Annotated in this window: 11 protein-coding genes; 1 reads left to right on the forward strand and 10 read right to left on the reverse strand. The window is 41.6% G+C overall.

The window, feature by feature from the left end; translation table 11 throughout:
- Positions 1-15 precede the first annotated feature (15 nt).
- Complete coding sequence (locus tag N1I80_RS11245) at positions 16-2,826, reverse strand: 2-oxoglutarate dehydrogenase E1 component (RefSeq protein ID WP_340737957.1); 2,811 nt, start codon at positions 2,824-2,826, stop codon at positions 16-18.
- A gap of 199 nt (positions 2,827-3,025) precedes the next feature.
- The gene (locus N1I80_RS11250; protein ID WP_340737958.1) at positions 3,026-4,102 is read right to left on the reverse strand and encodes an undecaprenyldiphospho-muramoylpentapeptide beta-N-acetylglucosaminyltransferase; all 1,077 of its coding nucleotides are present in this window, start codon (positions 4,100-4,102) and stop codon (positions 3,026-3,028) included.
- Positions 4,103-4,219: 117 nt separating this feature from the next.
- On the opposite strand from N1I80_RS11250, the gene N1I80_RS11255 reads away from it, so the two are divergent.
- Positions 4,220-5,566 carry an MATE family efflux transporter gene (locus tag N1I80_RS11255; protein WP_340737959.1) on the forward strand — a complete coding sequence of 449 codons (1,347 nt, stop codon included), beginning with the start codon at positions 4,220-4,222 and terminating at the stop codon, positions 5,564-5,566.
- A 45-nt stretch (positions 5,567-5,611) separates the two neighbouring features.
- Here N1I80_RS11255 and N1I80_RS11260 read toward each other — a convergent pair whose 3' ends face one another.
- From N1I80_RS11260 to N1I80_RS11295, 8 genes are all read right to left on the reverse strand, one after another.
- On the reverse strand, positions 5,612-6,694 hold the full coding sequence (locus N1I80_RS11260; RefSeq protein WP_340737960.1) for a Ger(x)C family spore germination protein: 1,083 nt from the start codon (positions 6,692-6,694) through the stop codon (positions 5,612-5,614).
- Positions 6,691-7,710 carry a GerAB/ArcD/ProY family transporter gene (locus N1I80_RS11265; protein ID WP_340737961.1) on the reverse strand — a complete coding sequence of 340 codons (1,020 nt, stop codon included), beginning with the start codon at positions 7,708-7,710 and terminating at the stop codon, positions 6,691-6,693. The genes N1I80_RS11260 and N1I80_RS11265 overlap by 4 nt, the downstream gene beginning before the upstream one ends.
- Positions 7,707-9,143: a spore germination protein gene (locus N1I80_RS11270; protein WP_340737962.1), complete on the reverse strand. Its 1,437-nt coding sequence runs from the start codon at positions 9,141-9,143 to the stop codon at positions 7,707-7,709. Before N1I80_RS11270 ends, N1I80_RS11265 begins: the two co-directional genes overlap by 4 nt.
- A 192-nt stretch (positions 9,144-9,335) precedes the next feature.
- Positions 9,336-10,094 carry a CAP domain-containing protein gene (locus tag N1I80_RS11275; RefSeq protein ID WP_340737963.1) on the reverse strand — a complete coding sequence of 253 codons (759 nt, stop codon included), beginning with the start codon at positions 10,092-10,094 and terminating at the stop codon, positions 9,336-9,338.
- 146 nt (positions 10,095-10,240) lie between these two features.
- On the reverse strand, positions 10,241-11,164 hold the full coding sequence (locus N1I80_RS11280; RefSeq protein ID WP_340737964.1) for a CobW family GTP-binding protein: 924 nt from the start codon (positions 11,162-11,164) through the stop codon (positions 10,241-10,243).
- A 60-nt stretch (positions 11,165-11,224) separates the two neighbouring features.
- Positions 11,225-12,730 (reverse strand): lmo1851 family serine protease, encoded by a 1,506-nt coding sequence (locus N1I80_RS11285; protein WP_340737965.1) that lies wholly within the window; start codon positions 12,728-12,730, stop codon positions 11,225-11,227.
- 80 nt (positions 12,731-12,810) lie between these two features.
- Positions 12,811-13,515, reverse strand: a complete 705-nt coding sequence (gene deoD / locus N1I80_RS11290; protein ID WP_340737966.1) for a purine-nucleoside phosphorylase — start codon at positions 13,513-13,515, stop codon at positions 12,811-12,813.
- Between the two features lie 81 nt (positions 13,516-13,596).
- Entirely contained in the window at positions 13,597-13,818 is a 222-nt protein-coding gene (locus tag N1I80_RS11295; protein ID WP_340737967.1) for a YozE family protein, read from the reverse strand.

Genomic DNA, 13,818 nt, shown 5'->3' on the forward strand with positions numbered 1-13,818 from the left:
AATAACGAATCTTCTTTATTTCTTTAGTGCTTCATCAAGAATACGTGCTTGTTCAATTTTGTAAGATTCTCCGTCGCCTTCTGATGGGCTGGCACGGTGAACTCTTCCCACGTAAGAGATATCTTTATCGCCTGCAAGATCTTTAATATAAGAATATGCAAATTTCCAAGATCCCATATTTTTTGGTTCTTCTTGTACCCAAACCAATTCTTTCGCGTTCGGATAACGAGAGACGATATCCTTAATTTTATCGGATGGGAACGGGTAAAGCTGTTCCACACGAACGATGTGTAAATGATCAAAGTCTGTACCGTCTTTGACGCGCTCAGCAAGATCAATTGCTACTTTACCACTTGCGAATAAAATCTTCTCAACTTTGTCTGCTTTTTTTCCTGTTCCAGGCTGTTCAAGAACAGTTTGGAAATGACCTGCTGTTAAATCGCTAACGTCAGCACCAACAAGTGGATGACGAAGCAACGATTTAGGCGACACAATGACGAGTGGACGCATTGATTTATCACCTAGCATTTTAGCCTGTCTACGAAGAATATGGTAATAGTTCGCAGCACTTGAAAGATTTGCAACCGTCCAGTTATTTTCCGCACAAAGCTGTAGGAAACGTTCTAGTCTTGCGCTTGAGTGCTCAGGTCCCTGTCCTTCCGATGCGTGTGGCAGCAATAGAACAAGTCCAGATTGCTGACCCCATTTCGAATAACTAGACGAAACAAATTGGTCAAACATCACTTGTGCCATGTTGGCAAAGTCTCCAAATTGAGCTTCCCAGATGGACAGTGTTTTTGGATCCTCCAAGTTATAACCGAATTCATAGCCGACAATTGCCGCTTCTGTTAATGGGCTATTGTACGCCACAAACGATGCATTTGCACCACTAATATGATGTAGTGGTACCAATTCCTCGCCTGTTTTTTCATCGTGAAGTACAAGATGACGATGCGCAAATGTTCCGCGTTGGACATCCTGCCCCGTCATACGAATCGGATTACCATCCTGTAGAATTGCACCAAAAGCAAGTGTTTCAGCATGCGCCCAATCGATTTTCCCTTTGCCGTTGAACGGGTCTTCACGGCGTTTTAAAATACGTGTCAATTTACCAAACACATTGAAGCCTTCAGGATATGCCAAAAGTTCTTCATTGATACGACGGAGTTTGGCCTCATCCGCACCTGTTTCGAGATCTCTTGGATAGCCTGCCAGTACTTCTACAGGTGTAGCATTTGACAATGGCTCTGTTTGTACGGACGGCTCTTTTACTTTGTCGTATGCTGCCTGCATTGTTGCAATCACTTCGACATCTAGTTTTGTCACATCTTCTTCCGTTAGGACATTAGCAGCTGCAAGCTCTGCACCATATAGTTCACGAACAGTTGGATGCTCATGGACAGAATGGTACGTCACTGGATTTGTGACAAGTGGCTCATCCATTTCGTTATGTCCATAACGGCGATAGCCGAGCAGGTCGATTAAAATGTCCTTGCCAAATTTTTGACGGTATTCGAAAGCGAAAGCTGCAGTCGCAATGACTGACTCTGGGCTATCCGCATTGACGTGTAAAATTGGCACTTCATAGCCTTTCGCAACATCTGAAGAATAGTAAGTAGACCTAGAGTCATAATATTCTGTTGTGAAACCAATCATATTGTTCGCGATAACATGGATGGAACCACCCGTCTTAAATCCACGCACACGACTATAGTTAAATGTTTCAGGAACAATTCCTTGTCCCGGAAACGCTGCATCACCGTGAATAAGTACTGCATAGGCAGTTTCTGTATTTTGTGTAGGAATACCTGCGCTATCCGTTTGTTCCTGTGCAGCTCTTGTTTGTCCTGTAATTACCGGATTGACAACTTCCAAGTGAGATGGATTATAAGCTAGGTAACGTTGCATACCCGATTTGCCATTATAGAGGGCACCCATATGATATTTCACATCACCAAACCAACCACGTGTCACTTCAAGTGAACCGTCTGTAGGCATGAATGGAGCGTCTGGCACACCAGCAAATTGGGCAAACATCATTTCATATGGCTTATTTAAAATATGTGTCAATACGTTCAAACGGCCACGGTGAGCCATTCCAATCAAAACTTTTTTCATCTTCTCTTCTTCAGAACGACGAACAAGTTCATCTAGGAAGACAACGAGTGTGTCAAGTCCCTCGATAGAGAAGCGTTTCGCACCAACAAACGTACGATGGATAAATTTCTCAAATCCTTCAATTTTCGTCAATCGTTCAAGCAGTGCCTTTTTGTCATCTACAGATAGTTGAGTAGAAACATTGCCATTCTCAATCTTAGATTGAATCCAATTTCTTTCTTCTTCATCAATCACATGATCAAACTCATAGGCGATTTTTCCTGTATATAATGATTTCAAATAGTTCACGGCATCAAGACCGTGTGCTACGTTTGGAGGAGTCGTAATAAAGAACAGAGATGCTGGCATTGCCCGCAAATCATTATCCGTCAATCCATAATAAGAAGCTTCAATTCGTGTTGAATCCTTCGGACGATCGTTAAGCGGATAAATATCTGCTGCAAGATGCCCATATGTACGAATTGCGTCCTGCAATTTATAGGCAGATAGCACTTTACTGAAATCAGCCGGGGCTACTGCTCCGATTGCTTCAGTTTGTTTCCCCTCATCAATTATAGGCGCGCCAAAACGGCGGAACATGTCCGCAAGTTCAGCATCCACAGACTCAGGCGATACTTTGAACACTTCGTACATTTCCATTACATACCCAAGGTTTGGACCCGAAAATACAGCATACGGGGAACGATGGTAGTCAACATTGTTCGACATGTAAAATGACCTCCACATTTGCCTACCGGCATATTGTGATTTTATTTTTTATCCTTATTAATATTACCACGCAAACACTTTAACTGAAAGGGTTTAGCGTCAATTGTGAAACTTTTGTGCCCGGAACTACATTACACCTAATTTGAATTACTTGCAACCTACCTTTTGAACGTAAAAAACGATGATTTGCCTATTCCAGCTAATTTCGGTATGACATAATCATTTCCACCATTTTTTCAGGTGTTTTTGGCAACAAAGACTTTTTCATTTCTTCCATTAATGACTGTTCAGCAGCGACTAAAGCAGCGAATTCTGTCGATAACGTTCGATTGACAATTTCCTCTTCTTGTAGAACATGCGCATAGCCAAGCTTTTGAAAGTGAGCCGCATTCAAAATTTGGTCTCCCCTACTTTTAGCCGCCGATAATGGAATCAGTAACATCGGCTTGCGTAAGGCCAGCAATTCAAAAATGGCGTTCGATCCCGCCCTTGATACAGCAAAATCGGATGCAGCCAATAGATGCGGCAAGCCTTCTGTCACATATTCAAACTGCGTATAGCCTGCCATGCTTTCCAGCCTATCATCCACATTTCCTTTTCCACACAGATGAATGACATCAAACTGTTGTAGGATGGCCACTAAATCTTTACGGATGGCTTCATTAACGACAGCCGAACCTTGGCTGCCTCCCATAATCAAGAGCACTGGTTTGTTTCCAGATAAACAGGCAATACGCAATCCATCTTCCCGTACACCTTCCAATAATTCAGGTCGAATAATCGCCCCACTACACGTCGACTTTTCTGCTGGCACATAGTTCAAGGTCCGTTCAAAAACTGTGAAGATATGCTTAGAAAATGGCAATGCCAGTTTGTTAGCAAGGCCAGGCGTCAAGTCTGATTCATGGACGACAACAGGAATTTTCGCTAGTTTGGCAGCCAAAACAACGGGTACTGAAACGAATCCACCTTTTGAAAAGATAATTTCGGGTTTAATTTTCCGAATGATGCTTAACGCTTGAACAACGCCCGCGCCAACCCGAAACGGATCTGAAAAGTTTTTCATAGAAAAATAGCGCCTAATCTTGCCACTTTGAATGGCATGATAGTTAACTTCAGGATGCCCGTTGCCAATCAGTTCTTTTTCAATCCCTTCGTGCGATCCTATGTAATGAATCTCATATCCTTTTTCTTCAAATACAGGAATAAGCGCCTGATTCACAGATACGTGCCCAGCCGTGCCGCCCCCTGTTAATAAAATTACCGGTCTTTTCATGACCATTCACCTCTTCTAAAGTTAGCAATATATATTTATTTGATTAAAGCTCTTTGCTATTATAGCAAATGAATCATGATACAATGTTAGTTATCTGTTGAAAAAAGGATGATTTATTTGGAAACTACACTTTCTCTTCGAAAAAAGCCGTTTAGGCTTGCAAAAATTGTCATGCCCATTCTGATTACACAACTAGCGTTATACCTGATTACCTTCTTCGATATTCTTATGACGGGACGCTACGATACATACCATCTCGCTGGTGTAACAATTGGTTCATCGTTTTGGGTACCCGTTTATACAGGTCTTGCCGGGATCCTGATGGGCCTAACACCTATTATCGCCCATCTCATAGGGGCCAGTCGGAAAGATGAAGTAAAATTTACTGTACAGCAGGGGCTCTATGTATCGGTCGTCCTCGCCACTATTGTTTTTCTTATAATTCGATATGGCGTTTCACCGATACTTGCATCGATGCCACTTGAAGACGAAGTCCGGGTTGTAGCTGCCGACTATTTAGAAGCGATGAGCTTAGGACTATTTCCTCTTTTCGCATACACCGTATTACGTTGTTTCTTCGATGCGCTCGGTGCAACTCGTGTTTCAATGGCCATTATTCTTTTATCAGCACCGCTCACAATTTTTACAAACTATCTACTTATTTTTGGGAACTGGGGGTTTCCAGAACTTGGTGGAGTAGGTGCGGGGTATGCGGCTGCAATTACCTATTGGCTTATTTTTTTCGTTGCTTATGGTGTCGCCTGGAAAAACAATTTGTTCAGTTATTATCAATTGTTCAAAGTATGGGGCAAAATTTCATTCAGAAGATGGAAAGAGATTTTGTTCATCGGTGTGCCAATCGGCATTTCGATTTTTGTAGAGACTAGCATCTTTTCTGCAGTCACACTCATGATGAGTAACTATTCGACAGCAGTTATTTCAGCACATCAGATAGCGCTGAATTTCACTTCGCTGTTGTATATGATACCACTTAGTATTTCGATGGGCGCAACCATTCTTGTCGGCCAAGCTGTTGGTGCAGGACAAATGCGTGATGCTAAGCAATACAGCTTTCTCGGCGTTGGTCTGGCTATTGCGTTTAGCTTCATCTCCATTACTATTCTGTTAGTGTTTAGAGAACCGATTGCTTCCCTCTATACAACGGATACAAATATTATTACATTAGCAACACAGTTCTTTATCTTTGCCGCGCTATTCCAATTTTCCGATGCGATACAAGCTCCAGTTCAAGGTGCATTACGCGGCTATAAGGACGTTAATATGACGTTCGTTATGGCAATCGTATCGTATTGGGTACTCGGTTTGCCGATTGGTTATTTAATGGCGACGTACACTGATTTAGGGCCATATGGTTACTGGATAGGCTTAATTACAGGCTTGACGATCGGCGCAATCACGCTAACAGTAAGATTAATCTATATTCAGAAAAAGAAATTCTTTTAAATATGGAACCCGCGATGCGTACGAGCTTCGCGGGTTTTCTAACGTTTAGTTCAGTATCCCCGTTCGAGTAATCTCTGCCTCGACCTTCACATGAATGTCGAGCTCGGAAAACGTATCTTGCCATTTCCCTTTTTCCCATAGCCGAGGATGGAAGGCGCGGACACTTCTACCAAAACCGACAGCGTCACTTTTTGCCTCTTGCAATTTTTTAACCACTTCGTTGAAATCCTTTGTCAGTTCTTTTGAAAGAAATGTCTCCAATTCTTTCCTTGATTTATCCTTATCCAGATGATTATAGGCAAATTCATTCACATTGAATTTTATTTTATATAGTGCATTGATCTTACTGTCCTGTATGTCCCATTTCTTGTTGTATGTGACTATTGTCACAGTAACCGGGTATGTTTTACCTTCTTTTTCCCACTCATATGTGAACATCGCATACTTTCCAGGTTTCTTCTTAAGAATTTGAACAATCATCGACTCCTTAGTGTCCAATATGTCTCCAGAAAATACTTTGTCACTGAACAAAGCGACTCCCGCTACTTCAGGTACTCCTGTAGTTTCGGACATTTTCAAGTAAGGTAATTGAAGATCAATTGCTTCATCTAATAGTAATCGTGCGGCTAACTGAATATCACCTTCTGGAATAATAGATGAAAATGCAGCAGTTTTCAAATTTTCATCATAGTAATCGGGGAGCATTTTGCCCATAATTTCTGTCTTCTCCATATAGGGAGCCATATCCCCTTCCACTACTACGAATCGACTACTCAACCGAGTACGTGGCATTCTGTAGGCCACATCGAAGGTCTCCATGAGGTTCGTCTTCGCGACTTCTGTCGTAAGGAGTACAACTAGTACTTGTGAGGGGTCAAGCGATTCACTTACCTTTCGATTTGCATCGAGCCGTGCTTCTTCTATAGAAACACCACTTCCTTCCACAGTCGAAAAACTGATGCTATCAGGAGCAGCGACAACAGCATGAGAGAAGTATCCCGTCCATTTCCCAGGTTCCCCATCGTAGCCCATAATCGGGACAATGGTAACATCCTTATATAACCGTTCATCCCAACATCCCACTAGAAAAAATGTACAAACAATAAATATGAGTATAATTTTTTTCATTTCGATTTCCTCCGATTATTAGTAATGATGATAAATGGAATCAGAAGACCGAAAACAAGATACACATAAATGATAATATCATTCAGTTTGGTTAAAGCATGTTTGGACAAAAAGAGCAAAGGCAATAAAAAGAGGAATACATGCCAAATGATTGTATCTCTTTTATGATGCTCATTAGTATGAAGTCGGTGAACATACAATGCTGCAAAGGAGAGTAAGGCCACCGTAATAATTGTCCAAACAGTCCAAATGTACAGGAAAAACAAGTCAAGTCGCTCAGCAAAAGTTACTTCTTGTGCTTTTAACAGAAAGAGGAGTGGTTCAGGAATCCTTTCTAATCCCGGAAGTGTGAAATATAAGAGCATTAATAGGACAGAGAAAAAAAAGAAAATTAGCCACATCAATTGATAGACGAATAGGGGAAAGCCTTTTATTTTCTGTTTCATGTCAACATGCTTCCTGAAAAATAAATATAATTCAATACCTATGAAAGCCATTTGCGCTTTGAGTAACCCTTTAACCCACTCTGCACCTGTCGATTCCCCTATCGGAAAGAGATTCGTCCACACCAAGTCTTTCCAAGCAAACTGTAGAAAAACGAAAAATAGCAGGATGAGCGGAATCAAAATAACCGACAAATTGATAATCGTCTCAGCCCTGCTTAGATTTGCATACAGTGATACACTTACTAGTATCGCGATAACAATGAATTGTGGTGTCTCTGGGAAACCCCACACCGCTAATGTATAATCGACATACGCAATATAAATGACGGTCACAAAAAGCCAATATCCCTTATACAGCCAGCCAACAAATGGACCAATCATAAAATACCTGTAATTTTGTTCATAGAAGAGTAACATAATATAGTGGAAAGTAGCCGCAACGAGAAAGATAAGCCATGCATCCCTACCAGACGCATTAATAAACGGGGCGGGAAAAGAGAAGAATGCAGACCCTGTCTGGACAATAAAAAGAATCAGGAAAAACTGACTTCTCGATAAATTAAAGTTCAAGTTCTTCCCCCCTTCTTTCGCTTCCCCTCACCATGTGTAAATGTTTGTTGCTGTTTATGATTTTTATAATAAGGGATTCTGAAGAAAATATTTTTAAATCTAGATGGGTCAAAAGGCACAATCGGTGACAAATAAGGTTGGTTCAGTGAAGACCGATTCATCATATGAATAAAGAGGATAAGCGTCCCCATTGCGATGCCAAAAAAACCAAAGAAAGTAGCTGCAAGCATGAACGGAAATCGGATGATCCGTATGGTCGTATTCATTTCAACACTCGGCACGACAAAGCTTGAAATTGCGGTCATTGCTACGACGACAACCATCAAATTCGACACGAGACCCGCATTGACAATCGCATCCCCGATTACTAGCCCCCCGACTATCCCGATTGTAGGACCAATCGGTGCCGGTAACCGGATTGTAGCTTCCCGAATGATTTCTATGAAAATCTCCACAATCAGCGCTTCAATAATTGGACGGTACGGGATAAATTCCACAGCTATCTTTACTTTTCTACCTATATCAAATGGCAAAATTTCCGAATGGAAACCGACCACGGCAATATAAAATGCAGGTAGGAAAATGGCAATCAGAAAACTAGAGAGCCTAAGAGCACGAAAGAAAGAACCGACTAGGACACGTCCATTAAAATCGTCCGGTGACTCGAAAAAAGAAAAAAATGTAACTGGTGCAATGAGTGCTGAAGGAGATTCGTCGGTGAAAATAACGATTTTCCCTTCCAGTAAATTTGCGACGACACGATCCGGCCTTTCCGTATTCAGGAACTGTGGGAAAGGGGACCAAACCGAATCCTCCAAATAATCTTCGATTTGTCCCATGCTGTATACTTTAGGTTTATCGATATTTTCAAGACGTGTTTTAACATCCTCTACGACTTCTTTATCAACGATTGACTCGATATAGACATACGTCACTTTCGTATTCGTGTCTTTTCCGAGCCTTATATCCTTCACGACTAAATCCGGAATGACCAGATGCTTTCGAATGAGCGAAATATTTTTATCGGTGCTTTCCACGAAGCCTTCATGCGCACCGCGAATAACAAGTTCATTGCTCGGCTCAGACGTTGAACGAACTTCAAAAGAGGGCATTGTAATGGTCATGAGCAGATTCGTTGCTGGAAAAAAAACAGCAACAAATCCGTTTGTAACACTTTCGATCAATTTTGGTACTGAAAAAGCTGCTACACTTGAGGCAACAGTTTCTTCCCAATTTGGAAAATCATCAATGGAACGATGACGAAGAATTTCGATTTGCCTGTTCACATCGCCGCTTTCTGTTATTGTATTGAAAAAGCAGACAATAGCGACCTCATCTTTCCAAGTGACTTCCCGTACGATAAGATCCGCCGAATCATGGAATAAATTTTTGATGTATAAAATCAAACTGTCATTCGACTTCACTTCATTCATCACATTCACCTCTTTAAAGAGTATGCGCAATGCAAAAAAGATTTAAACTTTTTTTGGATGTGTGAGTTGGATCCCGAGCTATTCATGGTAAGAAGCCTAGTTTGAACAATCCATTAATCTCCTAAGCAGTAAAAAAAGAGTCGCCCCCTGAACCGGATTACCTCCAGTGCAAAGGACGACTCTTCAATTATATTATTTTTGAATAAACTGTTGTGTCCAGTAGTTACCATTTTTGTCATAGCCGATACCAATATGCGTATAGCTAGCCGTTAAAATGTTTTGTCTATGCCCAGGGGACTCCATCCAGCCTTTAACAACTTCTTCGGCTGTACGTTGACCCATCGCAATATTTTCAGCAGCTGCTTTATATGACACACCATTTGCCTTCATTTGATCAAATGGAGATCCGTATGTTGGGCTTGTATGTGAAAAGTACTTGTTTGAAGCCATGTCTGCTGATTTCTGACGGGCAGAAGTCATTAAGTTTTTGTCCGTTTGCAGTGGTTGAAGACCCGCTTTTTGTCTTTCTGCATTCGTTAAATCAAGAACCGCTTTTTCAATCGCTGAAATAGATGCATCTTGTGGTGTTTCACTTGGTTTCTCCGGCGTTACCTCACTAGGTTTTTCCGGTGTTGGTGTTGGTGCAGGTGTCGGCTTAGTCTGCGCTGGTTTTTCAACTGGTTTGACTGGAGCCGGTGACTCTACTGGCTTGCTTGGAGCTGGTAGAGTAACCCCTGTCTGTTTGTCAGAAGGCTTTTTCCAATTGTAACGATAGCCATTACCAACCTTCTTATTCGTCTTCGTATCGTAGAGTTGCCCCTGCCATACATAACATTGGACGGATGCGCTTGTCACCTGTACCTTATTTGCTGAATATGAAGCTTCTACACTATTGTTGTTCGGCAGTAAGAGCGCCGAACCGAGCATGAGTACTGCAATCGTTTTTTTCATCTCATTACTCCTCCCTTCGCAAACTATCATACCGTCTGTGAGATTCAGAATAACGGATGTTCTTACCAATTTGTCCAGTTCTATGATGAAGACCTTTGTCAAAGACCTCATCCATTTAAAACTTGGATAACTTTGGTCAACTCTCTTTATATTTCATCTAATTTGGGGTTGACGGCCTCATAAGTTAGTCCATCAATCCCTTCTCCGATAATCACAAGACGTGGTTCAATCTTGACGTATTCAGGCAGCCAGTTAACCATACCGTATGCATATTGGAATAAAAAAGGATTTTTAACGCCTTTGACAGGCACATAACCTTTCATTCTATAAACCGTATCTGGTAAGGATCTTATCCAGTTCTCGAAATCTTCCTTATCTACGCTATCTTCAAAAGTGATCATTTTTGAAGATAGTGGCAGACCTTTTCCTGAAATAATAGGTAGTTCGGCCACTTTTTTCGGAGCCTGCAGTGTCTTTTCAATAAAAGAAAATGCGATTTTTGCACCTGTCGTCTGAATGATTGGCGCAGAACCATTGAAATTGGACAATTCAAGTGTCACGGTTGCCATTTCCTCGTCAGTGAGGAGATCTGCTTTATTCGCAATAAGCAAATGAGCATGGCGAATCTGTTCCATGAACAACGCACGAATTTGTGGGGATAGCTTATCCCTCTCTAGCCAACGTTTAGAGTCTGCGACGGTAACAATACCTTTGACATGAAGACGGTCAGCAAATAGCGGTGAGTAGACCGCATCAAGTGCTTCCACTGGATGCGCTGCGCCAGTAGTTTCAATCAAGATAACATCAATATCCTCATTCTCTTCCAGTAGCCCTTGCAGCTGTGCCTCCGTCTTTTCAGAGCCTGTACAGCAAATACAGCCTTCCAATAGCTCTTTCAGCGGGACATCCCCCTCTCCTTCAACAGCATCTGAATCGAAAGGCAAAGCCCCAAATTCATTCATTAACACTGCCGGCTTCTTCCCCTGCTCTTTCAGTTGGCCTATTGTATGAAGTAAGAGCGACGTTTTCCCACTGCCGAGAAAGCCGCTGAATAAATAAACATCAATCATCTCTTTACCCCTATTCATCAGAAAAAGCGTCCATCCGAATTAGGACTGGACGCCTCTTTATTATTGTCCTATTTTTTCAAGTAATAGGTCTTTCGCTTTCAGTAACTGCGGATCTTCTTCTTGAATTTTAGTCCGTAGCTTGTTCATCAAGCCAATCGTTGTTTCCCCTGCTAGAATACCATTCACTTCTAACTCTAAGTCTTGTTGTATTTTTTCAACGGCTTGTGTAGTTTGTTCATCAAACAGTCCATCAATTTCACCCGGTACATAGCCAACTGCTTCTAACATTTCCTCAGCTGCTTTAATAGAAGGTGTATTCATACCTTCCTTCATTTCAATCGCAGGGTCGAGGAATGGTAGCATAGCATACGATGGGTATGGCACGCTGACTGTTGGCTCTATTCCTTTTTTATGAATCCAATTCCCATCAGCTGTTAGCCACTTGGCTGTTGTGAGTTTCAAATTGGAGCCATCTGGCAGGTTTTTAGGTGATTGAACAGTCCCTTTACCAAATGTTTTCACACCAATAAGCGGTATACCAGCAGATTCTTTCATAGCTCCTGCCAAAATTTCAGACGCCGAAGCACTTCCTTCGTCAATCACAAGCGTAACCGGAACAGTAACTTTTCTTTTACCAGTAGCTGTATAGACTACTGGTTTTGAACCTTTTTCTTCATACTGGAATAAGTTCTTACCGTTTTCCACAAATAGATCAGAAATTTCAATGGCAGTATTTAGTATGCCACCTGGATTTTGTCTTACATCGACAATCAGGCCCTTCATACCTTGTGCTTCCATCTCATCGAGAGCAGTAAGTAGTTCGGCATAAGTGCCTTCTGAGAAGCTAGTAATGTGAATATGCGCAATGCCATCCTCTAACATCTCTGCATAGACTGTTTCGACTGGTATAACATCACGGACTATTTTCATATCGACAGGTTCAGCTGTTCCCCCACGTTTAATGCTTAATGTCACCGTTGTCCCTTTCTCACCACGAATCAGCAGCACTGCTTCTGATGAAGACAAGCCTTGAATACTGTCACCATCAACCGCGATGATGAGATCATTCGGTAAAATCCCTGCGCGTTCTGCTGGTGAATTTTTAATAGGGGACACTACGTTGATATAGCCATTTTTCTCTTGAATTTCTGCACCAATTCCTTCAAAACTCGACGAAATACTTTCATGCAACTGACGAGCTTCTTTGACATTCAAATAGTCAGAATAAGGATCGCCAAGTGCATCAATCATTCCATTGATAGCCCCATCAATGATGGCCGTTTCGTCAATATCATCATAGTAGTTCCCCATCATTTCATCATACGCATTATAGAGCTTTGTAAATTCTTTACGATCTACAATGGTTGGTTTTTGTGGACTAACTACTTCGACGACTTTGTCATCCCCTGTTGTCAGCACAAAAAATGTGATGCCCGCTGTTGCAACTACGAGACCGAACACAAGCATCACAAAGGAAAATGGTTTCAAATTAATCGTGCGTTTGGCAGGCGGTTGGTGATTCGACTCATGTTCTTGCTCAAGACCATTATTCTCTTTTTCATCCATCCTATTTCCCACTTTCCACTCTCATCATAAGAGTTCGTTCAGAAAAGGACCGCTCTATTGCGGGCGGTCCTTCCTCACAATTATTCTTGAATGGCTGCTTCTAACGCCACCACAATCATATCGTTAAACGTCGTTTGACGTTCTTCTGATGATGTCGCTTCCCCTGTAAGGATATGGTCACTAACCGTTAAAATAGCTAATGCTTGACGTCCAAATTTCGCTGCTAGCGTGTACAATGCTGCGGCTTCCATCTCAACTGCCAATACACCATACTGCGCCCACTTTTCATGCTGTGCGTATTCATTGTAGAAAACATCTTCTGTAAAGACGTTACCCACTTTTAGCGCTAGGCCTTTTTCAAGACCCGCCTGATACGCTTTCAATAACAGATCAAAGTCTGCAGTTGGTGCATAACTAACACCGTTAAAAATAATATCATTCATCTTGGAATCTGTAGATGCACTTTGCGCAAGTATTACATCACGAACATGGACATCTTTCTGAATCGCTCCGCAAGTTCCCACACGAATCAATTTTTGAACGTCATATTCTTGCATTAATTCTGTGACATATATCGAAATAGATGGCACACCCATTCCAGTTCCTTGTACAGAAATACGTTTTCCTTTATACGTTCCTGTATAGCCAAACATATTACGAACTTCATTGTATTGTGTGACATCCTCTAAAAATGTTTCAGCGATGTATTTTGCACGGAGCGGGTCTCCTGGTAGTAAAATTGTATCTGCAATATCGCCTTTTTTCGCATTAATATGTATACTCATTTCATAAAGCCTCGCTTTCAAATTTTCTTTTCTTATCATACCGTCAAATAGCCCATTATGCAATGAAGATGCCGCCCGGTCTTACAGGAAACGCTCTTCATACAATCTGTATAATTCATCAAAAATGACGGATGGCATTTGCGAATCCGCCTTGTCTTCAATATAGCGTGATAGCGGATCAAAAGCTTTTTCTTCTTTTGGAAAGCTAAGGTCATTGAACATACCTTCTGCAAACATTGCGTGCAAATCACCTTTTACCCCACCACGGAATGAAAGGACAAAGCGGTAAAAAGATCGATCCAT

The sequence above is a fragment of the Sporosarcina sp. FSL K6-3457 genome (genome assembly GCF_038007285.1).
Taxonomy (GTDB): Bacteria; Bacillota; Bacilli; order Bacillales_A; family Planococcaceae; genus Sporosarcina.